Here is a 22,255-nt window from a genome sequence, read left to right as displayed (position 1 = left end):
AACCCTCGGCGCCGCCCCGGAGATCGGGTCGCGACCCTCCTCGACGGCGGGCCGGACCCAGGGCGTGCCGGACACGACGCGGGCGCCGGGCCGATGTCAACGGAAGTCGTGGGCATGGTCCCGCGCCCACTGCGCGAACGTCCTGGCGGGCCTGCCGGTGACCGCCTCGGTCGTCGGCATCTCGACCGGGGCCTCATGCCGCCACTTCCCGTGGGCGTCGGAGGGGTCCACCTCGACACCCGAGTAGTCCTCGAACCCGAGCAGGAAGCCGGCGTTGGCCGCCGCGAACCCGCCCTGCTTCCTGTAGATCTCGCGGGCCCGGTCCGGGGTGACCCGCTCGAAGCGGATCTCCTCGCCGAGGGCCTCCGCGATGACGCGGACCTGCTCCCGGTTGTCGATCGGCGCGGGTCCGCACAGGGTGTAGGCCCGGCCGGTGTGCCCGTCCTCCAGCAGGGCCGCGGCGGCCACGTCCGCGATGTCCATCTCATGGGTGGGGTATCCGGCGGCCATCGGATAGGGGTCTCGTACGACCCGTTCAGCCCGGATCGAGGGTCCCCACAGCCAGAGCTTGTTGAGCGCGAACTCGCCGGGACGTACGTGGGTCCACTCCAGGCCGGAGGCCTCCACGGCCCGTTCGACGGGGAGATGGAAGCCGGTGTCGTGACCGGTGGTGACGGCTCCGGAGGAGAGCACCACGATCCGCCGTACTCCGGCCCGCTCGGCCAGGCCGACGACCTCGCGCGCGGTCCGCGCCACGGGGAAGAGGTACATGCGCCGGACACCGTCGAGCGCCTCGGTCAGGCTTTGCGGCCGGCTGAGATCTCCGGCGACGACCTCGACGCCGGCGGGAAGGGCCGCGGCGTCCGGGTCGCGGGTCAGCGCCCGTACGGTCACTCCGGCCTCGACGAGCCGATCGACCACCAGGCGGCCGACGTTGCCCGTCGCTCCTGTCACGAGGATGGTCACGCCATCTCCCCTCGCCGGCTCCCGAAGAGCCTTCGACGTCAGCATGTCGCTTCTCATAATGGGACGTGGGCGCATGATTTTGGAATACCAGTGTTCCATATCAGCCCACCGCGACGCGCGGAAGGGCCGGGACGGCCGGTCTCATGCGGTCCGCCGTCCCCGGCCTCGCGGCGATGCGCCACAGGCGATCGCGGGTGCTGAACGTTTCAGCGGCAGGTGCGCGTACGAAGCGGGACGGGACACGTGTGCGCTGATGGCGCGGGGTGTAAGAGGCGAGGTCCATGCGGAAGGGCGGGGCGTTCTTGACGGGCCGGTCCGTGTCGTATTTGCTCCGCTGCACCACCATCGGGCTGAGGGGACGCCGAGAAGGGAGATTGTTAACGCTAACAATACGGGGGTGCCCGCACACAGCATCCGCATCCTGGAGGGCCGAAATGAAACCGCCCAACCATCCGAAGCGACCGGGCCGGTCACGAGGCCGCGCCCGCGGTCTGGCCGGCGGTCTGGCCGCCGCCCTGGCCGCGGTCACCGCCGCCGCGGTCGGCCTGGCGATGCCGGCCCAGGCGGCGTCCACGCTGAAGGCGTCGGCCGAGGCCAGGGGGAGATACTTCGGCACCGCGCTGACGCGGGGCGACCTCGGCATCAGCGCCGAGGTCAACCTCGCCGCGGCCGAGTTCGACATGGTGACTCCCGGCAACGAGATGAAGTGGGACGCCACCGAGCCGTCCAGGGGCTCGTTCAACTTCGGGTCCGGTGACCAGATCGTCTCCTTCGCCCAGTCCCACGGGATGCGGGTGCGCGGGCACAATCTGGTGTGGCACGCCCAGTTGCCCGCCTGGGTCGGCGGCGTGCAGCTGAACCAGGTCCAGGGCGTGATGGAGAACCACATCACCACCGTGGCCACCCACTACAAGGGCAAGGTCTACGCCTGGGACGTCGTCAACGAGCCGTACAACGAGGACGGCACGCTGCGCCAGGACGTGTTCTACAAGGCGATGGGCGCCAACTACATCGCGAACGCGTTGCGGGCCGCGCACGCCGCGGACCCGAACGCCAAGCTGTACATCAACGACTACAACATCGAAGGCATCAACGCCAAGAGCAACGCGCTCTACTCGCTGGCTCAGTCGCTGCTGTCCCAGGGGGTTCCGCTGCACGGCATCGGTTTGGAGAGCCACTTCGTCGTCGGGCAGGTTCCCTCGTCCCTGCAGGCGAACATGCAGCGCTTCGCCGACCTGGGCCTGGACGTCGCCGTCACCGAGATCGACGACCGCATCCCGATGCCGGCCGACAGTTCCGAACTGCAGCAGCAGGGCGCCGACTACGGCAAGGTCGTGAACGCCTGCCTGGCGGTCTCCCGCTGCGTCGGCGTCTCACAGTGGGGCGTCGACGACGGCCATTCCTGGATCCCCGGGACGTTCCCCGGCTATGGCGCCGCCATGATGTGGGACTCCGGCTACAAGCCCAAGCCCGCCTATACCGCGGCCCTGAACGCGCTCAACAGCGGAACCTCGTCCCCGTCGGCCTCTTCGTCGCCCTCCTCCTCACCGTCCTCCTCGCCGTCCGCGTCTCCCTCCAGGTCTCCGATCGGTGGCGCGTGCTCGGCGACCATCAAGACGGTCAACAGCTGGGGAGGCGGCTTCCAGTCGGAGGTGACGGTGCAAGCGGGCAGCGCGCCGGTCAACGGGTGGACGGTGAAGTGGACCTGGCCGGGCGGGCAGACCATCAGCAGCCTGTGGAACGGCACGCAGAGTGTGTCCGGCTCCTCGGTGACCGTTCGCAACGCGTCCTACAACGGCTCCCTCGCGGCCGGAGCGTCCGCCACCTTCGGCTTCACCGCCAACGGCGCCGCCGCCACCCCCGCCCTCACCTGCGCCAGCCCCTGACCCTCTTCGCGGAAACAACGCGAGCTCGGGCCGGGACCCCCATCCCGGCCCGACGCGGTCACCTCGCAACGCCGGGGACCGGGGGGTTGATCTCTCGGGCGCAGGCGCCGCCCCACCGGTGGCGGCCGCGTGCGATCGCCTCCGTCGGCCGGGCCCCGGCGACAGGTGAACAGAGTGGCGGCGTTCTCGCCATCGTGGCGGCCTCGGTCACCGTCGCGACCGGCAACTGACCGCGTAGCGACGGCGGCGCCGGCTACAACCTCGTGTTGTTTCCCCCGATGTACTGTGCCGCCTCGGCCCTCGCCATACGTCCCCTGCGCCGCAACTTCAGGAAGGTCTGAGAAGGCGGTCAGGAAAGCCGGTCCTCCGGCAGTCCACCGCTGTCGCCTCAGCTGAAAGACGCCGCTCCACGGCCGCGGTAGTAGTCGTGGATGCCGTCGTAGTGCCGGCGCCAGAACAGGAATTTCTGCTCGAAGGAAGGCTTCGGAGTGAGTAAGCCCAACTCGACGGCGAGATTGAAGAAGCCGGGGCCCGCATCGGGGGAGTCCTTGTAGAGAACCAGCGCCGAAATCATCCATCCGGTCTCGGGCCGGTTCCTCTCCACGATCTTCCCGAGGAGATGGCCGATCGCGGCGCGCTCGTCTATTCGCTCGAAATCGAATCCCGGCAACCCGGTGCGCTCGACCAAGGCCGCGTTCAGATCGGTATAGGTGGTCGTGCCGCCCTTACTCGCGACCTCGGCCAGGAACTCGAGCCCCGCATCGACGAGCAGATCCCAGGTTTCGTCGTCTCGCCCGTACATCGCCATCCCATCGCCTCCGCTCGGAGGATAACCGACGTATTCCCTGCTCGCAGGGAAACGCGGTGCATGCCGGGCCGGCGGCGCGGTCGGAGCGCGAGACCACGGCATCCCGGTGCGTCCGAAGAAACCTTCCGATCATCGCCGAATTCAATTATCCGTGGTGGGCGTGGTCGTCGCCGTCCGGGCCGGGGCCGTGGGAAACCACGCCCCGCGGGAGAGATGGATCAAAAGCTGGGCTGTATCCCTCTGCCGGCCGCCCGCCCTTGCGCTTGTTCAATCCAGCGAGATCATGACGTAGCCCCGCGAGAATCGACCGCAGGCGTTGTTTCACGGCACTGACCTCCTTGCGAGCGCCCTCCTGGAACCGTACAGGGCTCAGCGCCGGTTGACGTCCGGATGTTCCTCGACCCCGTCGGCCTCCAGGCCGCAGACCGTGATGTCTCTGCGGTCCGCGCTGCCGAGTCAGCCGGGCCGGCTGCGGATATGTGCGATATGTACACTTGTACGTATGATGCCTGACGCGGACAGCCGGTCGATGCGCGAGCGGATGCTCGCCGGTGACCTCTACATCGCCGACGACCCGGAGCTGGCCGAGCACCACCTGCGGGCAATGGACCTGATGGAGGCGTTCAACGCCACCCCGGCCCGCGACTCCCGGGAGCGCCGCAGGCTGCTCGCCGAGTTGCTCGGGGAGATCGGTGCGGACACCTTCATCCGGCCGCCGCTGCGGGTGGACTACGGCAGCCACATCCGCATCGGCGCCCGGTCGTTCGCCAACTACGGGCTCGTCGCCCTCGACGTCGCGCCGATCACGATCGGCGACGACGTGCAGATCGGATCGAACGTCCAGCTGCTCACCCCGACGCACCCGGTGGATCCGGAGCTTCGCAGGGCCAAGTGGGAGGCGGCCGAGCCGATCACCATCGGCGACAATGCGTGGCTGGGCAGCGGGGCGATCGTCCTGGCCGGGGTCACCGTCGGGGACAACGCCGTGGTCGGCGCCGGTGCGGTGGTCACCCGCGACATCCCGGCGAACGTCGTCGCGGTGGGCAACCCCGCGCGGGTGATCCGTACGATCGGGCCGGACACGGCGTGAGCGGTCCTGCCACCCCGCGGCAGCCCGTCCCGAGGCGGCCTCGCCGCCACGACCCCGGACGACGGGACCGGCTCATCGACGCCGCACTCACCGTCATCGCGGACCGGGGCGTCGCCGGGACGACGCATCGGGAGATCGCCCGTGTCGCCGACGTGCCGCTGGGGTCGATGACCTACCACTTCACGTCCCTGGAGGAGGTGCTCGCCGAGGCGTTCACCCGGCACGCCGAATCGGTGGCCCGCGTCTTCGACGAGCGCATGCGTGCCGCCCACGACCGGGAGGCGGCGGTCGAGGCCGTCATCGCGCTGGTGTCGGACGATCTGCTCGGCTCACAGCGCGACCTCATCCTCGCCGTGGAGCTGTACCTGGCCGCGGCGCGCGAGCCGGCCCTGAGGGCCGTCACCCAGGCGTGGATGGCGCGCAGCCGCCGGGCGCTGGAACGCCACTTCGACGCCACCACCGCCAGGGAGCTCGACGCGCTCATCGAAGGGCTCGTGCTGCACAGCGCCCTGTCGACCGACCCGATGACGCCCGCGCAGATCCGCCACGCCATCCACCGATACCTGGGCTGACGCCGCCCCCACCCCTCCACCGCACCACTGTGATCGGAAAGCCCATGTCCGCCGCCGTCCCCCTGACCGCACCCACCCGCCAGGTACGCCGGGCCCGCGCCGCCGTCGCCGCGCTGTTCCTCACCAACGGCGCCGTGTTCTTCAACATCGTCCCGCGATATCCGCAGATCAAGGCCGACCTCGGCGTGAGCAACGCCGTGCTCGGGGCGGCGCTGGCCGGGACTCCGATCGGCGCGTTGCTGGCCGGGCTGCTGGCCGGCGCCGCGATCCGCCGGTTCGGTTCGGCGCGCGTGGGCGCGTTCGGGATCGTCGTGACCACCGTCGCGACGCTGGTCGTCCCCATCGCGCCGAACTGGATCGCCCTGGGCGGCGCGCTGTTCGTCGTGGGCGCTCTCGACGCGGTCGTGGACGTCGCGCAGAACGCCCACGGCCTGCGGGTGCAACGCCTTTACGGGCGGTCCATCCTCAACTCGCTGCACGGCCTGTGGAGCGTCGGCGCGGTCATCGGCGGCCTCATGGGCTCGGCCGCCGCCGGACTCCACATTCCTCTCGCGCTCCACCTCGTCATCTCCGCGACGGTGTTCAGCATCGTCGCCCTCGTCGCCCACCGGTTCCTGCTGCCCGGTCCCGAAGACGCCGAACGTGCCGCCGAGGCCCAGGACCTCGCCGCCGCCGACGGCCACGCGGCCGCCCCGCCCGCCCACGGAGGCCGGCGCTCGTTCACCGGCTCCGCCGTGCGGATGCTCGCCGCGCTCGGGACGCTCGCCGCCTGCGGCGCTCTGGTCGAGGACGCCGGCGCGTCCTGGGGCGCCATCTATCTCAGCGCTGACCTGCACGCCGAAGCCGCCACCGCGGGCCTGGCCGTCGTGGCTCTCCAGACCGCCATGACCGCCGGCCGCCTCACCGGCGACCGCGTCGTGGACCGCTTCGGCCGGCGCGCCGTCGTCCGCGCCGGCGCGGCCCTCGCCGCGCTCGGCATGGGCGCCGCCCTGGCCGTGCCGTCGATCGCGACCACGCTGGCCGGCTTCGCCCTCGCGGGGCTCGGCGTCGCCACCCTCGTCCCCGCCGCGATGCACGCCGCCGACGAACTGCCCGGGCTGCCCGCCGGCACCGGCCTGACCATCGTGAGCTGGCTGCTGCGCGGAGGATTCCTGCTGTCGCCGCCGCTCGTCGGCTTCGTCGCCGACCTCGTCGGCCTGCGCGTCGGACTGCTCTCCGTGGTCCTGGCCGGGGTCGTCACCGTCGTCCTCGCCCGAGTGCTCGTGGACCGCACGCCCGCCTGAGTGAGGAATCGTCAAGCGAGATGCGCGCGGGCCACCCAGTGATGGTCGTGGGGCGGGCAGAGACGTCCGGGGGGAGAGGGCAGCCATCCGCACGCGCCCGCGGAAAGCTCCCTCAACGTGTACGCCTCCGCCTGCCAGCCGTGCTCCCGGAGAAAACCGCCGAAGTCCTCCAGCCCGAGTTGGAACGCCGATCCCCGCGACTTCATGAACGTCAGGAACCTCTCGTTGGCCGGATCCCGGTAGAAGTCGGCGTGCGGTGCGTCGATCAGCAGGATCGAACCACGGCTCGACATCTTCGTGACGTTCGCGATCAGCCCGGTGAAGTGGTCGAGCCGCAGGTACGGAAGCAGTCCTTCGATGATCCACACAGCGGGTGAGCCCGGATCGTAGCCGGAGGCCACCAGCCGCCGCGGCCATGTCTCCTGCCGGAGGTCCTCCCCGAGGCAGACGCGGCGGCAGGTGAGCCGGTCCTCGACCGGGGCGAGCAGCTTCTCCTTGGCCTCCAGCTGGCCGGGCAGGTCGACCTCGAAGAACCGGACGTGCGAAGGGAGACCGAGACGCCAGGCCCGCGTGTCACCGCCCGCCGCGAGGCAGACCACTTGTGCGATCCCTTCGTCGATCGCCCGGGCGAGCGCGATGTCACCGAAACGGGCTCGCACGATCACGGACCCGATCGTGCCGCCGGCGGCCAGCGCCTCGTCCGCCATCGTCTTCGACCGGGGCGTGACCAACAGCGCGGCATAGGGATCCACCACGTACGGGTCGGCGCGGTCGTTCTCCATGGCTCGGATGGCGGCGGTGATGAAACTGGTCTCCTTGACGGCCTCGGACCTGTCGTCCCGCCGAGAGGTGTCTGTCACTGTGCACTCCAGGTTTCTCGCCGCATGTCCGGCTCATGACGTCGGTGGACAGTCAGTGAGGGCCGTGAATTGACCCAGTCCTGATCGAACTTCCCCGTCTGGGCATAGCCGCGGGATATCTCCGCGAGTTCCTCCTCGCTGAACACGTCCCGTACGTCGTCGAATCCCCGCGGAGCCCTCTCGTGGGCCAGGGTGATGACTCTTTCCGGCCCCATGGAGCGGTTCGCCTTCTGGAGTTCCGTCATCTGCGGCCGGCGTTCGTTCTCGTACGCGCGCAAGGCGTCGCCCGCGTCCGGATGCCCGGCGAGATGCCAGGCGAGCACCCGGGCGTCGACGACGGCCTGTGTGGCTCCGTTGGATCCCGCGGGATACATCGCATGGGCGGCGTCGCCCACGAGCGTCACGGTCCCGAACGTCCACCGCGGGAGGGGATCTCTGTCGATCATCGGGTATCGGTGGATGTCCCGCGTGTCGTCGAGCAGGCACGTCAGGTCCAGCCCGGGGGGCGCCCAGTCGCCGAACTGACGCAGGACGGTCGTCCGCATCTCCGCGGCACCGTCCGAGGACGGCCGGCGCCTGTCGTCTTCTCCCTCGGGGAAGGCGGCCACCCAGTTGATCAGGACCTTGCCCGCCGCCTCGTCCCTGTCTATCGGATACAGGACGAGCCGCCTTCTGTCGTCTCCCAGCACGGCCATCGAGCTTCCGGTCAGGAACGGGTCTCCCCACGCGGTTCCCCGGTACATCGTCACGCCGTTCGTCGGGGGAGGGCCCTCCTCCGGGTAGAGCGCCGCACGCACGGCCGAATGAACGCCGTCCGCGCCGATGAGCACGTCCGTCTCCACGGTCCGTGTGGAGCCGTCCCGGCCGGTGAACACGCCGCACGTCGTGCCGGGCTCGACGCGCAGCCCGGTGAGCCGGGTGCCGGTGACGACGGCTCCGGCGCCCAGGCGGCGCCGCACCTCCGCGGCCAGGACCTCGACGAGCGGCGAGCGGGATATCGAGAGCTGGGGCCATCGATAGCCCGCCACAAGCCCGCGATCCTCCCGCCACACGAGATCGCCGTGCGGGTTGTACATCGCCAGTTCCCGTGTGCGGACGGCCCGCTGCTGCAACTCCTCCAGCAGTCCGAGTTCGGCGAGCTCACGGACGGCGTTGGGCAGTATGTTCAGCCCGAGCCCGAGCGAACGGATCCGGGAATCGGCCTCGAAGACGGTGACGTCCTCGAAACCGGCCGCGTGAAGACTGACCGCGGTGGCCAGCCCGGCGATGCCGGCCCCGACAATCGTGATTCTCATCGCCGGCATTCCACTCCTGTAGGTCACGTCACGACATCCGGACTCATCGCGGGGTGGCCGCGGTTATCATGGCTCCGTTTTGTCTGGTGAGGGCGAGAATCTCTTCGAGCAGTTCGACCCGTGCTCCGCCGCTGCCCATCTCGTAGAGCCGGATCTCCTCGTGATAGGCGCGCCGCGCCATCACCAGATGTTTTCCGCGAAACGAGATGAGCGACCGCAGGGCCTGCCGCAGACCCCGTGCGCTGGACTCCGCGTTCGCCGCCTCGGCCGGCGATCGGAAACCGTCGAGAGCCGCGGTGACACGAGAGGTCACGGACGGCGTCCTCATCCACTCGGAACACCATTCCTGCCAGTGCGGGAGAGTGTGCGAGGCGAACTCCTGGCAGAACTTCAAATATTCTCCGCTGCTTCGGTCGGACGCCCACAGCAGTACGTCGACGAGGAAGATCGGAATATGGGCCGCCGCCGGGCCCATGTACGTGTGGCCCGCTATGTCGACTTCTTCGAAGAACGGCCTGAGGACCTGTGCGAAGAATTCGGGTGTGACCTGGGCGATGACATCACCCATTGCTCTGTCTGCCGCCGCTATGTACGATGCGAGAGAGAAAATCTTGTCGGAATAGGAAGAATCGGCCGGATCCTCGCCCTGTAATGAGCGGCCGACTTCGACGGCATATGCCAGATCCGGCACGCATGTGCGTATCGCATCGATCAGGCAGCGCTCCATCTGATGCCCGGTGTAGAGCCGCTCACGTTCGCCCACGGGGTTCCAGCACGTGTAGTGGTAGACCGTGTCACGCGGAATCATCCGGGTGCGCTGCCCCAGCAGCTCCAACGACCTCGCGGCGCCGGGGACGACGTCGAAGGGGGACACGCCGTGCCTCTTGATGCTGCCCAGATACATGCCCAGATCGCGCATGGCGGCGAGGCATTCCGCCGGGGTGAATCCGGCGACGCTCTCGTCGGAGGGGACCGCCCCGCCGAGGACTCGCGCCAACGCGGCGACGTCCGCGGTCTCATTCATTTTCGGCAGTGCCCGGAGGTCTTCGTCCAGCCGCAACGGGTCAAGCCGCCTGACCTTCTCATTGCGTTCCTCGGAGGTCACATCGATATCTGCCCTGCCGCGCATGTGAACCAGCTCTTCCGGTGAGGATCCAATTTCACTTGACGTCGGAGAAGTGAGGAATCAGCCATACGGAATCCGGTCGCCGCGCCGAGCGGCCCGGCGGGAGGCGACGGCCGTGCCGTTCGGCGCTCCCGGCCCGCGGTTGCCCGGGGGAGCTACCGTTCCGGTAGCGGGCGCCGCGGTAGCGATCGGCGAACTCGGGCGGCCACGGCAGGACCCCGTCCACCGTGCGTTCTCCTCTGCTGCACGCCCTCAGGTTCGGGCAGGAGCGCAGAAACTGGGTCGAGTCCGACAGAGTTTTGACAGATTGCCGCGTACGCACCGAGAGCCGCGGTGCGGCTCGGTGGTGAACCGCGGACGAATAGTGACCGTGTTCACCGGAATTTCGCTGTCGGCCGGGTCGGGAACGCGAAAAGGCCGCCATCACGATCGCGATGGCGGCCTTTGCCGGCTACGCGCGGCCCTTCACCCGCCCGTGCCCTTGACCCTTGCCCTGCACCGGCGGCCGGGTCCTTCGCCGCGCTCCGGGCCACGCGCGCGGCGCCCGGGCGGCCTCGGTCAGACGAGCACGAGCTCGGCGGCCGCGGTGACGGCGCCGGGGTCGCCCGCGTACGAAGCGGCCTCGATCACGGCGGCCGGCGAGGCGGGGACGAACCCGGTGGCCGTCCACCTCCGCAGGGGCCGGATCGAGGCGGGCACGGTGACCCGGGCCGACGCTCCGGCCGCGAGGTCGACGGTCGCGAAGCCGAGCAGGACCCGAGTGGGGAAGTCGTCGGCGACCGCGTCGACGCCCGTGGGCCGTCCGTAGAGCTGCACGACGTGGCGGCCCGCACGCGAGCCGGTGTTGGTCACGGTCACGACGCCCGTGAAGGAGTCGCCGTCGGGAGCGCCGACAGTGAGGTCGGCGAGGGCGAAGCCGGTGTAGGACAGCCCGAACCCGAGCGGGAAGGCCGGCGCGTGGCCGTCCCGGTCGAGCAGCCGCTGACCGAACCACTTGTCGTAGGTGATGGCGGTGGCGTCGCGGTCGAAGTACGGCAGGTGCTCCTCGGCGGCCGGGATCGCGTACGGCAGCCGCCCGGCGGCGTCGGCGTCGCCGAGCAGCACGTCGGCGAGGGCCCGGCCCCCCTCGCAGCCGGAGTACCACGAGATCAGCACGGCGGGCACGGCGTCGCGCCACTCCTCGGTGATGACGGCTCCGGCGGTGACGATCACCACGACGGTGCGGGGGTTGGCCGCCGCCACGGCCCGGATGATGTCGGCGTCGACGGGCCGCAGCCGCAGGCTCGCGCGGTCGCCGCCGGCGCTTCCCCCGCTGATGGAGTCCACCGCGCCGGGCTCGGCCAGGAAGGCCGCGAACGACCGCCCCGCGGGGTCGTCGCCCGGGGGAGGGAACAGCGCCAGCAGCTCGGGATCGGCCAGCACGTCCCCGCCGACCCACTCGCCCTCGTCCGCCGCGGTGTAGCCGGCGACGACGACGGCGACGTCGGCCTGTGCGGCCGCCGCGGCGGCCGCGGCCGGGTCGTCGCCGGCCACGTGGGTGATCCGGGCGTCCGGGAGCGCCTCGGTCAGACCCCGCAGCGCGGTGATCACCTCCGGGGCGCGTACGTCGGAGGAGCCGTTGTCGCCGGTGTTGGGCATGTCGGCCAGGCGGCCGATCACCGCGAGGGAGGACAGGGCGTCGCGGTGCAGCGGCAGCAGGGGCGCGTCGCCGACCGGGTCGTTCTTGAGCAGCACCATGCCGCGGGTGGCGACCTCGCGGGCCAGCGCGCGGTGCTCGGCGCTGAACACCACGTCGGCCGCGGGCTCGTCCCCGGCCCGTGTGGCGTAGTGGCGCAGCTGTACGGCGAGGATCCGGCGAGCCGCCCGGTCGACGTCGTCCCAGCTCGCCCGGCCCGCGTCCAGGTCGGCGGGCAGGTGCTCGGCACGCTGCTGGCGGAAGGGCTCCTCCACGTCAAGCCCGGCGCGCAGCGAGGCGGCCGCGTCGCGCAGGCCCCAGATGAAGTCGGAGACGGTGACGCCCTCGAAGCCCCACAGGCCGCGGAGCACGCCCTCCATCAAATGCTCGTTCTGCCCGGCCCACTCGCCGTTCACGGAGTTGTAGGCGGTCATGACGCCCGACACGCCCTCTTCCACCACCCGCCGGAAGTGCGCCAGGTAGACCTCGTGCAGGGCCGCGTCGGCGGCGGTGACGTCGACCTTGAAGCGGGCGTTCTCCATGCTGTTGAGCGCGAAGTGCTTGACGACGGCCATGGCGTTGCGCTGCACGCCCCGGGTGAGCGCCGCGCCGAACTCGCCGAGCAGGACCGGGTCCTCGCCGTACGTCTCCTGGGCCCGGCCCCAGGCGGGGTGGCGGGGCAGGTTGACGCACACGCCGCCGAAGAAGTTCGCGCCCTGGGCGCGCATCTCGAGCCCGATCGCGGTGCCGACCCGCTCCTCGAGTTCCACGTCCCAGGTGGCGCCGCGGGCCATGGAGACCGGGAACGCGGTCGACTTCCCCATCACCACGCCGCGCGGGCCGTCCGAGAACAACAGGCCGGGGATGCCCAGCCGTTCGACGCGGCCCATCGGGATGGGGGTGAGGTTGTACCCGTTCTGCATCATGTCGGCCATGCCGGACCAGAACGGCAGGTCTCCGTCCAGCAGCCACAGGCGTTCTTCCCGGGTCATCTGCGACAGCAGTTCGTCGACCGCCTCGGCCAGGGGCCGTCCGGCGCGCACCGCGTCGACGGCGGCGGAGAAGGCCGTGGGAGAGGCGACCGGAGAGACGGCCGGGGAAGAGGGTGTCGACATGCGCACACAACTCTCTGAACAGGCGCGACAGCGCTATCTACCAAACGGTAGATAAATTAGGCTGGTATCGTGATCGAAATCAACCCCCGTGTCCGAGGAGCCAGGACGGCATGACCCCCGCATCGGGGCGGCGCCGGCTGCCGCCCGCCGAACGCCGGGAGGAGATCCTCAAGGCGGCCACCGAACTGATCGCCGTCTCCGGATTCAAGGGCGTCACCCTCGAGGCGTTCGCGGCGGCCTGCGGGATGACCAAGGCGGGGCTGCTGCATCATTTCCGCTCGCGGGAGGACCTGCTCATCGCGGTCCTCGAACGCCGGGACGAACTCGATCTCGCAAGCGTCGTCGACACGCTGGAACCGGCACCCGACCCGGCCACCGCACGTGCCGTCATGTCGGGATTCGTCCGGCGCAACCTGGAACAGCGGTCACTCGTGCAGTTGTACACGGTGCTGTCGGCCGAGGCGCTGGACCCCGCGCACCCCGCGCACGCCTACTTCGCGACCCGGCTGCGCGAAGGTCGCGCCATGCTCGAGCGCTACCTGCTGGCCTGGCATCCCCGGCCCGGCGAGGCCGCGGTGGACCTGCTCGCCTTCCTCGACGGCCTGCAGCTCAACTGGCTGCGTGACGCCGGCATCGATTTCCCGGCCCAGTGGGAGGCCTTCGCCGACCGCTTCTTCGCTCCGTGACTGAAGCGGGCCCGCGGACCGAGGCCGGTCCGCGGGCGTGTCACAAGTTCTCCTCCTCGCGATCGGAGGCCGCCGCTACGGGCGGCCGTGTCCTGTCAGTTGCGGCTCCACTGCTGGTTGCTTCCGCCGTTGCAGGCCCACAAAATGATCTTCGTGCCGTTGGCGGTGCCGGCGCCGTTGGCGTCCAGGCAGAGCCCGGACTGGGCACCGGTGACGGTGCCGTCGGCGTTGAGGTTCCACTGCTGCGCGGCCCCGCCGGAGCAGCCGTTGATGACGACCGCGGCGCCGTTGGTGGTGCCCGCTTCGAGGCACTTGTTGCCGTACACCTGGAGCTGCTTGCCGGAGGTGTAGGTGAACTGCTGGTTCGCGCCGCCGTTGCAGTCCCACAGCGCCACCTGGGTGCCGTTGGTCTGCGACTGGTTCGGCACGTCGACGCACCGGCCGCTGGCCAGGCCGCGCAGCACGTTGCCGTTGCCGCTGGGGCCTCCCTGGCCCGGCGTGATCGTGAGGTTGTCGAACTGGGCCGTTTCGGTGGTGCTGGTGCCCAGGCCGATCTCTCCCGCACCCCAGGTGCCGTCGGTGACCGAGGCCACCTGCGTCCCGTCGATGCTCGCGGTGATCGTGCCGCCGGAGAAGCCCAGGGCCAGGGTGTGCCAGCGGCCGGTGCCGAGCCCGGCGACGCTGCCGCTGCGGATCGTCGTCATGGCGTTGTCGACGTTGTTGCGGATGATCTGCCAGGCCCCGCCGTCGGTCACCCGCAGGTAGTAGGCGTTCAGTCCCTCGGGGCCGAAGGAGTGCTGGGCGCCCGCCCGGCCGATGAGCTCGACGTAGCCGCTCTGCTCCAGCATCACGTCCGCCGAGACGGTGTAGTTGCTCCAGCTCAGGTCACCCAGCAGGGCGTACGGGTGGGAACCACCGGTCCACAGGATCGGCTGGCGCGGGGCCATCTGGCGCACGCACCGGCCGGACCGGCCGCCGCCGCAGCCCACGATCTCGAACGACCCCTGCATGTCCGAGAGGTACTTCGCCTCGCGGCCCACGGCGTAGGAGTCGAAGTCGTCGGAGTACGGCAGGGACATCGTGCCCCGGGCCGGGCTGGTCGCGGTGCCCTTGCCCTGGCCGGTCGTGGTCGTGATCGAGTACACGTACCCCGGCTGGACCGTCAGCGAGAAGGCGCCGTTGGACGGGGTGATGTCGCTGGAGTGGACGAAATAGTCGGCGGAGTTCCCCGAGTTGAGGTTGGTCGCCCACACGTGCACCTGCCCGGTGGACAGCCCGCCGGTCACGGTGAAGTTGAGCGTCTGGGCGCTGGTGGCGTCCATCGTCTCGATGATCGTGCTGTAGTCGGAGCCGCTGGGCGACCTCAGCGACACGTAGCTGCCGTTGTTGCGGTTGCCGCCGATGTAGCCGCTGGAGGAGTCCAGGTACTTCCAGCCGGGAGCGGTGACCTGCGTGGTCTGCGCCATGACCCAGGCGCTCTTGCCGATGGCGTAGTAACCCGACCAGGGCTGCGGCGCGACCGCCACGCCCATCGTGGCGAAGGGCAGGTTCGGGGCGATGGCGGCGATGACCGGCCAGTTGATGTAGGCCGTCATCTTCCCGTCGATGTAGTCCCGGTTGATGCCCCGGGCCAGCGCCTTGGCCCCGTCGTTGTAGTCGTCTGAGCCGTTCTCACTGGCCCACAGCGCCTTACCGGAGTTGATCGCGTTGGCGGAGCTGGGACAGTTCGTCTGGGGACCCCGGTAGCCGCAGACGTAGTGAGACCCGTACACGTCGACCGCGTTGCGGAAGGCGGCGTTGTTCACCGCGTCGTCGGCCATGCCCCAGCCGAAGTTGTCATCGGCGATGATCTTCACGTTGGTGAAGCCGCGGGAGTCGAGGGCCGAGTTGAGGTTGACGTACCAGCCCGTGTTGCGGCCCTTCTCGTTCCAGCCGCCCAGGTAGTCGATGGTCAGGTTGTGGCTGTTCTTGGCGCAGCCCAGCCAGTCGACCAAGTAGTTGATGGTGTCCTGAGACCAGAAGTTGCCGTTGCCGAGCCAGCCGGGGGCGCCCCAGGCGAGGCCCACCAGCTTGATGTCGGGGTTGCGGGCCTTGGCCTGTTCCATCAGCCACCATTCGTAACCGCGGTTGCAGTCGAGGTCGCCGGAGGTGTGCCGGTGGCTGGGCTCGGCGCCGTCGGTGGAGTTGGTGTCGCCGCCGATCTCGACCTTGAGGATCTGCATCGACGCGCCGTATCCGGGCTTGAACAGGTAGTCGAGGATCTGGCTGCGCTGCGGCTCGGGGTAGTCGACCAGCAGGCGGCTGTTGCCCCCGCCGCCGCTGATCGCGCCGACACCGTCGAAGGTCCGGCCGCCCGAACCACCGTTGATCGTGATCCCGGTCGCCGCCTGAGCCGGGGAGAGGGCCATCAGGGACGTGGCGACCGACAGGAACGCGACCACGACACTCATGACGAGTCGCGCCGTGCTTGTTCTTCGACGGCTCATGGGGGGTCCTTTCGGTGAGGGGGAGCACGTCTGGGGAAGCCGCGGAGTAGGTGTCCGATCGTGCACCCGGCCCGCCCCGGGCCCGGCGCCTCGCCGCGGCGGGGGGCCGGGCGCGGCGGGACGCGGGAGCGGGCCGGGCTGTGACAGCCGGCGGCCGTCACACGCCCGCGATGGTCCACTGGTTGTTGGTGTTGTTGTTCGGCGCCCACATGCCGACGGCGGAGCCGGCACTGGTGTAGCCCATCCCGTCGAGGGCCGTCCCGGTGCCGCGGTTGATGATCTGGTAGCGGCCGTTGCCGAGATCGTTCAGGCGCCACTGCTGGTTGTTGCCGCCGTTCCAGGCCGACTGCCTGGCGTTGGCGCCGTTGGCGGTGTTGCCCCAGCTGTCGATGACCATGCCGTTGGTGCGGTTGACGATCCGGTACCAACCACCGCCCAGGTCGACCAGCTGCCACTGCAGGTTGGTGCTGCCGTCCCAGTTCCACTGCTTGAGGTTCGACCCCGACGCCACGTTGCCGCCGCTGTCCAGCACCAGCCCGGTGCTGGCGTTGACGATCCGCGAGTAGGTCGACGGAATCGGCGTCGGTGACGCCGACGGCGACGGCGACGGCGAGGAGGTGGTGCCGGAGCCGGTCAGGCGATAGGTGCGGCCGGCCTGGCCGGGCAGCGCGATGACGTCGGCCTCCGGCTTGGTGACGGTGACGGCGCCGCCGGTCTCGGCGTCGACCACCTGGTAGGTGCCGGTGAAGATCCGGCTGCGCACGTTCACGGTACCGGCGCGGTCGAACTTGACGAGGATCTCGGTGATCGCGCCGGAGCTCCAGGTCGCGCCGACGGTGTAGCCGCCGCGTCCCCGCAGGCCCTGCACCTTGCCGGTCGGCCACGCCGAGGGCAGCGCGGGCAGCACATGCAGCTCGCCGTTGTGGCTCTGCAGCAGCATCTCCGCGATGCCGGAGGTGGCGCCGAAGTTGCCGTCGATCTGGAACGGCGGGTGCAGGTCGAACATGTTCGGCGCGAGCCGGTCCGTCCTGATCAGGAGGCGGATCAGGTTGCGCGCGCGGTCGCCCTCCTCCATCCGCGCCCAGTAGTTGATCTTCCAGGCGAGGGACCAGCCGGTGCCGTCGTCGCCGCGCAGTTCGAGGGTCCGGCGGGCGGCGTTGTAGAGCGTGGGGGTGCCCCGCTTGGTGATCTGGTTGCTGGGGTGCAGGCCGTACAGGTGCGAGATGTGCCGGTGCTGCTGCTCGGTCTCCACCCAGTCGTACAGCCACTCCTGGATGTTGCCGCGCGAGCCGACCTTCATCGGAGGGAGCCGGTCCCTGGTGGCCAGGACCTGACTCCGGAAGCTCGCGTCCACGCCGAGAACCTCGCTCGCCTTGGCACAGCCGTTGAACAGGTCGCGCAGGATCTGGTTGTCCATGGTCGGACCGGCGCACACGCTGACGCCCGAGTGGTGGTTGAGCTCGGGGGAGTTCGACGGGTTCGTCACCAGATATCCCAGGCTCGGCTCCTGGACGAGCGTCTCCAGGAAGAACTGCGCCGCGCCTTTCATCGCCGGGTAGTACTGCCGGAGGAAGTCGACGTCGCCGGTGAAGAGATAGTGGTCCCAGATCATGGTGGCCAGCCACGCGCCGCCGGTCTGCCACATGCCCGCCGACGCGAAGTCGACCACTGACGAGCCCCGCCATCCGTCGGTGTTGTGGTGGGTGACCCAGCCGCCCGCGTTGTACTCCACCCGGGCCGTACGGGCCCCGGTGACCGTGAGGTCGTTGATCATCCGGAACACCGGCTCGAAGCACTCCGGCAGGTTCGTCGTGTTGGCCGGCCAGTAGTTCATCGGCAGGTTGGCGTTGAGGGTGTATTTCGAGTCCCACGCGGGCGTCAGCGAGTCGTTCCAGATGCCCTGCAGGTTGGCCGGCTGGGTGCCCGGCCGTGAGGAGGAGATCAGCAGGTAGCGGCCGTACTGGAACAGCAGCACCGACAACTGCGGGTCGTTGGTGTTCGCGTGCTGCGCGATCCGCACGTCGGTCGGCTGGTCGGCCGCCGAGGTGCGGCCGAGGTCGAGCGTCGTGCGCCCGAACAGCCGCTGGTAGTCGGCGACGTGCCGGGCGCGCAGGTCGTCATAGGTCCTGTCGTCGGCGGCGTCGAGGTAGCGCCGCGCGATGCCCTGGTAGTCGCCGCTGGTGTCCTTGTAGTTCACGTAGCTGGAGCCGATGGAGATCAGCACGGTCACGCTGTTGGCGCCCCTCACCTGGAGGGTCCCGCCGGAGCTGCTGACCGTGCCGCCGTCGGCGACGGCCCGGGCCAGCGCCAGGAACCTGACCTTGCCCGCCAGGCCCCGCTGGTCGCCGGAGACGCCGTCGAGTGCCACCGTCGTGCCGTCCGGGCTGGAGCGTGTGGTCCGCTGGGGACTGTCGAACGTCGCGGAGAACGTGATCGAGCCGCCCCTGTCGGCGGTGAGGCGGATGGCGATGACCTGGTCGGGCCCGCTCGCGAGCACCTCGCGCCGGTACCGCACGCCGTTCTGCAGGTACGACGTGGTCGTGGTGGCCGTGGTCAGGTCCAGGAACCGGTTGTACTCGGAAACCCCGCTGGCGCTGCCGAAGGTGAGCCGCAGGTTGCCGACGGTCTGGTATGACAGCTGGGCCGAGGGGTTGCCCAGCATGTTCTGGTCGATGAGGGTCTGGGCCTGGCCCCACTGGTTCTGGAAGACCGCCTGCCGGATCTGCCCCAGGGCCCCCGCGCCCTTCGGATTGCTCTGGTCGTACGGCCCGCCGGCCCAGATGGTGTCCTCGTTGAGCTGCAGCCGCTCGGTGTCGACGTTGCCGAACACCATGGCGCCCAAGCGGCCGTTGCCGATGGGGAGCGCGCGCAGCCACTCCGTGCCGGCGCTCGCGTCGTACCACAACGCCAGATCGTTCGCGGCGCGGACCTCGGGAGGCGCCACCGACGCGGCTCGCGCGGTCGCCGTCCACTGCATCGGCAGCAGCGCGGCTCCGGTGCCAACCGCGCCGAGCTTGAGCATTTGCCTTCGCGATAACTCGGACACTCGGTCCTCCAAGCGTGAGGGAGGGGGGATGCCTCGAATCGGTTCGACCACAACCACGGCATCAACGAGACGCAACGGGCATTTCGGTGTGACCTGTGACGAAGAGGCTTTGAGCGGGTGCCGGTAAGGCTACAAACATGTGATCAATGCAGTCAATGGGCGTGTCGAACTCCCCGAAAAAGCGGGAATTCTGGCCCGATCGCCCCTGAAAGGTGGGATCTATTTTTGGCGAGCTTGTTCCGTCGTATTCGTGGAATGCTCGCTGGTCCGAGCCTTGGGAAGCCGGGCCGGCGGCGTTGCCGTCCGGCCGTCGCGGAAGGCGGAAGCCGTCGCGAGCCCCGGGGTCTTCATGAATCTTTCAGAGCGACCGCGCCGGCTGATGGGATGTCCGCCGGCTTCGGGCCGTGCCGGGATCCGCTCCGGCGGCGGCCGGTGGTGTGGTCACTTGTGGGGGTTGTGTGGTGGTGTCGGTGAGGGTGTGGCCGAGGTTGTCGCGTAGCCAGGTTTCCCTGGTGCTGACATGCATGAGGGCGGCGGCGTGGGCGAGTGGGGCGTCGTGGCGCGCGTGAGCCGTCGCCGGGGCGATGAGCCGCCCCGGCGACGGCGATCGTCACAAGCTGCCGGACGGCGTCAGTCGGCGTCAGGCGGCGTCGGACGGTGTCACACGCGGGTCCATTGCTGGTTGGTGCCGCCGTGGCAGGTCCAGATGTGCACCTTGGAACCGTTGGCGGTGCCGTTGTTGGACACGTCGAGGCACTTGTTCGCGCCGACGGCCGTGATGGAGCCGTCGGAGTTGAGGCGCCACTTCTGGTTGTTCTGGCCGTTGCAGTCCCAGATGATCACACTGGTGCCGTCGGCGGTGCCGCCGCCGTTCACGTCCAGGCACTTGTTGCCGTAGACGCGCAGCTCACCGGCGCTGGTGGAGGTCCACCGCTGGTTGGCCTGGCCGTTGCAGTCCCAGATCTGCACCTGGGCGCCGTTGTTCTGCGAGGCGCCGCTGACGTCCAGGCACCGGCCCGACCCCACGCCCTTCAGCGCGCTCGTGCTCCCCGTGCCGCCCGTGGGGGAGGCCGTCGGAGACGGTGACGGGCTGCCGCCGCTCCCGAACTGCGTGAAGAAGTTCCACACCACCGGCCTGGTCCAGGAGTTCTCGCCGGGTTCGAGGTCGCCGGGCTTCCCGTCCACGGGACCGGGGGTGTGGCCCGCGTCGAACGCCGCCCACGCGACCGGATACCCGGCACGGCATCCCGAGTAGTAGGTGACGACGTGCGTCAGGCTGCCCTGCGCAGGCTCCGGCGGGTTCTGCGCCGTGCAGCCGTTGTTCCGCACGAACCTGTCGCGCAGCGACCGGCCCGTGGAGATGTTGAGCACCGGGTCCCTGAGGCCGTGCAGCCCGATGTAGGCGATGGGATCGTTGCCGCCGCTGCACCCGCTGAGCTGCGCGCCGGAGTAGACCGCCACCGCGCGGAAGACCGACGCCCGGGCACAGGCGAGCGCGTAGCTCATTCCGCCGCCGTAGCTGAAGCCCATGGCGAAGCGCTGGGAGGTGTCGACACAGAGGTCCGCCTCGATCCGCCGGATCATGTCGTCGACGAAGGTGATGTCCTCACCACCGGAATTGGCCCAGCCGTTGTTGAAGCCCTGGGGCGCGACGAAGATCGTGCTGTTGTTGGACAACGCCCGCAGCCCGTAGTAGGACCAGGGATATCCGCTGGTTCCGCCCGAGTCGACGTCGTTGGCGGTGCCGCCGTTCCAGTGGAACCCGAAGATCAAGCGATAGGGGGTGGTGTTGTTGTAGTTGTCGGGAATTCTCAGGATGTAGCTGCGATTCTTCCCGCTGGTCGTGATCGACTGCGTCCCGCTTCTCAGCGTCGGGGTCTTGCCGCATCCCGCGGTGGCCGCGAGGGCGCTTTTCGCGGTGAGAGACCTGGGCGCGGTGTCGCCCAGCGCCGCCTGCGCCGTGGACAGGAGGAGCAGTGCCGTAGTAGCGATAGCGGTGAAGAGGGACCGATGTCCCGGCATCACGCAAGCTCCCTTCTCATGAGGACACACGCAAATGGGGAAGCCGTTCTTCCGGCCTTTTGCGAAAGTGGAGGTGTCCGGCCGGTCGGCGTATCCGGTCTCTGACCCGGCGGATTTCCGGTTCGCCGGCGCCGACGTCTTCTGCCGTTGGAACCCGCCGGACCGGCATTCAGCGGCCGACCGGTCGAGTCGTCAGGTGTTAGCGCTCACAACGCCGCCGCGATCGGTTCTCCTTTCTTCCGGAGGGCTTCCGGTGGCTTCCGGGCGGCTGGAGGCGATAACGCTGCGGAGCAAATATGACGGCGGCGAGACCTGTCAAGGCGCTGCCTTCCGGACGCCGGGGGGCCTCGCCCGAGACGAGCCGGTCCTCCCGTCGTCTGGCCAGGGAAAGCGGCCGCCGTCACCGTTGACGGACCGCGATGAAACTTTCACCGTCCGCCGATCGAATCGTTTCCGGCATCCGGGCGGGCGATCGGCCAGGGATCTGAGGAGTGACCTCTTAACGCCGCAGCCGTACGGGGTCGGCCGGTCCGTTGCGGCGGACGATCCAGGCCTCGGTGATGTGATTGAACATCGCTTCGGCGGCGCCGTCGGGATCGTGGGCGGCGATGCGTTCGTAGATGCGGCGGTGGCCGAGGTTCGACGCCACGCACAGGGCCCGCTCGGTCCGGCCCGTGTACCTGGCGGTGTGGATGACCTGCTGCTCGAGCGCCCGTACGACGCCGCGTGCGATGCGATTTCCCGACGCCTGCATGATCGTGTCGTGGAAGGCGCGGTCGCTGTCCGCGTAGGTGACGTGGTCGTCCACGAGCTCGTCCATCCGGTCCACCAGCGCGCGCAACCGCTCGACGGTGTCCGGGCCGGCCAGGCGGGCGGCGACGTTCGCCATGTCGGACTCCAGCACGCGCCGTGTGACGACGACGTCGTCGAGAATCGCCAGGCTCTCGTCCTCGGCGATGGTCGCCGCGAGGACGAGCTCGTCCAGCATGTCCCACATCGCCGGAGGGGTGACCATGGTGCCGGCGCCCTGGCGGACCTGCACCAGCCCCTTCTCCTGCAGGATCTTCACGGCTTCCCTGACGACGGTGCGGCTCACGGAGAAGGCTTCGCACAGCGCGGGCTCGGGGGGCAGTGACGTGCCCGGCGGGTGCACGCCGCGCACGATGCGCTCCACGAGCTCGGCCGTCACCGCCCGGGCGAGGCTGGCCGGGCGTCGTACCCAGGCCGGGGAGGCCGGGATACCGCCGGCCGTTTCCTGCGATGCCGTCATATCCCCCTCCGGTGGCCCTGGCACGAAACAGCGCCACCGCGTCAGTATAGGTGACGACTGTTGACGTAA

General features: G+C 69.6%; 15 protein-coding genes. 5 read left to right on the top strand and 10 right to left on the bottom strand.

All coding sequences use genetic code 11. The annotated features are described in order from the left end of the window. Nucleotides 1-96: 96 nt before the first annotated feature. The gene (locus AB0O28_RS21985; protein ID WP_363642912.1) at nt 97-966 is read right to left on the bottom strand and encodes an NAD(P)H-binding protein; all 870 of its coding nucleotides are present in this window, start codon (nt 964-966) and stop codon (nt 97-99) included. Between the two features lie 434 nt (nt 967-1,400). On the opposite strand from AB0O28_RS21985, the gene AB0O28_RS21980 reads away from it, so the two are divergent. Beyond that, nucleotides 1,401-2,852 carry an endo-1,4-beta-xylanase gene (locus AB0O28_RS21980; protein ID WP_363642910.1) on the top strand — a complete coding sequence of 484 codons (1,452 nt, stop codon included), beginning with the start codon at nt 1,401-1,403 and terminating at the stop codon, nt 2,850-2,852. Nucleotides 2,853-3,240: 388 nt separating this feature from the next. Here the strand turns inward: AB0O28_RS21980 and AB0O28_RS21975 are convergent, their stop codons facing one another. Next, nucleotides 3,241-3,660 carry a hypothetical protein gene (locus tag AB0O28_RS21975; protein WP_363642908.1) on the bottom strand — a complete coding sequence of 140 codons (420 nt, stop codon included), beginning with the start codon at nt 3,658-3,660 and terminating at the stop codon, nt 3,241-3,243. 502 nt (nt 3,661-4,162) lie between these two features. Here AB0O28_RS21975 and AB0O28_RS21970 point away from each other — a divergent pair. The 3 genes from AB0O28_RS21970 to AB0O28_RS21960 are packed head-to-tail and all read left to right on the top strand — an operon-like array spanning nt 4,163 to nt 6,605. After that, nucleotides 4,163-4,750: a sugar O-acetyltransferase gene (locus AB0O28_RS21970; RefSeq protein ID WP_363642906.1), complete on the top strand. Its 588-nt coding sequence runs from the start codon at nt 4,163-4,165 to the stop codon at nt 4,748-4,750. Next, entirely contained in the window at nt 4,747-5,322 is a 576-nt protein-coding gene (locus tag AB0O28_RS21965; RefSeq protein ID WP_363642904.1) for a TetR family transcriptional regulator, read from the top strand. The genes AB0O28_RS21970 and AB0O28_RS21965 overlap by 4 nt, the downstream gene beginning before the upstream one ends. A 44-nt stretch (nt 5,323-5,366) precedes the next feature. Continuing rightward, the gene (locus AB0O28_RS21960) at nt 5,367-6,605 is read left to right on the top strand and encodes an MFS transporter (RefSeq protein WP_363642902.1); all 1,239 of its coding nucleotides are present in this window, start codon (nt 5,367-5,369) and stop codon (nt 6,603-6,605) included. An 11-nt stretch (nt 6,606-6,616) separates the two neighbouring features. Here the strand turns inward: AB0O28_RS21960 and AB0O28_RS21955 are convergent, their stop codons facing one another. From AB0O28_RS21955 to AB0O28_RS21940, 4 genes are all read right to left on the bottom strand, one after another. Further along, on the bottom strand, nt 6,617-7,465 hold the full coding sequence (locus tag AB0O28_RS21955) for an SAM-dependent methyltransferase (protein ID WP_363642900.1): 849 nt from the start codon (nt 7,463-7,465) through the stop codon (nt 6,617-6,619). Next, nucleotides 7,462-8,760, bottom strand: coding sequence for an FAD-dependent monooxygenase (locus AB0O28_RS21950; RefSeq protein WP_363642898.1), 1,299 nt, complete (start codon nt 8,758-8,760; stop codon nt 7,462-7,464). The genes AB0O28_RS21955 and AB0O28_RS21950 overlap by 4 nt, the downstream gene beginning before the upstream one ends. A gap of 43 nt (nt 8,761-8,803) precedes the next feature. Next, the gene (locus AB0O28_RS21945; RefSeq protein WP_363642896.1) at nt 8,804-9,889 is read right to left on the bottom strand and encodes a monodechloroaminopyrrolnitrin synthase PrnB family protein; all 1,086 of its coding nucleotides are present in this window, start codon (nt 9,887-9,889) and stop codon (nt 8,804-8,806) included. Nucleotides 9,890-10,444: 555 nt separating this feature from the next. After that, on the bottom strand, nt 10,445-12,676 hold the full coding sequence (locus AB0O28_RS21940) for a glycoside hydrolase family 3 C-terminal domain-containing protein (protein WP_363642894.1): 2,232 nt from the start codon (nt 12,674-12,676) through the stop codon (nt 10,445-10,447). 110 nt (nt 12,677-12,786) lie between these two features. Between AB0O28_RS21940 and AB0O28_RS21935 the strand changes: the two genes are divergently transcribed. Further along, the gene (locus AB0O28_RS21935; RefSeq protein WP_363642892.1) at nt 12,787-13,362 is read left to right on the top strand and encodes a helix-turn-helix domain-containing protein; all 576 of its coding nucleotides are present in this window, start codon (nt 12,787-12,789) and stop codon (nt 13,360-13,362) included. Between the two features lie 95 nt (nt 13,363-13,457). Here AB0O28_RS21935 and AB0O28_RS21930 read toward each other — a convergent pair whose 3' ends face one another. The 4 genes from AB0O28_RS21930 to AB0O28_RS21915 all read right to left on the bottom strand — a co-directional run bounded on the left by AB0O28_RS21930 (nt 13,458) and on the right by AB0O28_RS21915 (nt 22,186). Next, the gene (locus AB0O28_RS21930) at nt 13,458-15,848 is read right to left on the bottom strand and encodes a ricin-type beta-trefoil lectin domain protein (RefSeq protein WP_363642890.1); all 2,391 of its coding nucleotides are present in this window, start codon (nt 15,846-15,848) and stop codon (nt 13,458-13,460) included. Nucleotides 15,849-16,005: 157 nt separating this feature from the next. Then, nucleotides 16,006-18,870, bottom strand: coding sequence for a glycoside hydrolase N-terminal domain-containing protein (locus tag AB0O28_RS21925; protein ID WP_363642888.1), 2,865 nt, complete (start codon nt 18,868-18,870; stop codon nt 16,006-16,008). Nucleotides 18,871-19,554: 684 nt separating this feature from the next. After that, nucleotides 19,555-20,916 carry a lectin gene (locus AB0O28_RS21920; RefSeq protein WP_363642886.1) on the bottom strand — a complete coding sequence of 454 codons (1,362 nt, stop codon included), beginning with the start codon at nt 20,914-20,916 and terminating at the stop codon, nt 19,555-19,557. A gap of 499 nt (nt 20,917-21,415) precedes the next feature. Next, on the bottom strand, nt 21,416-22,186 hold the full coding sequence (locus tag AB0O28_RS21915; protein WP_363642884.1) for a FadR/GntR family transcriptional regulator: 771 nt from the start codon (nt 22,184-22,186) through the stop codon (nt 21,416-21,418). Nucleotides 22,187-22,255 lie beyond the last annotated feature (69 nt).

The organism is Microbispora sp. NPDC088329, from assembly GCF_040685655.1.
In the GTDB taxonomy this organism is placed as follows: domain Bacteria; phylum Actinomycetota; class Actinomycetes; order Streptosporangiales; family Streptosporangiaceae; genus Microbispora.
Note: the sequence above shows the minus strand (reverse complement) of the source record. Positions and strands in the feature narration are given on the sequence as shown.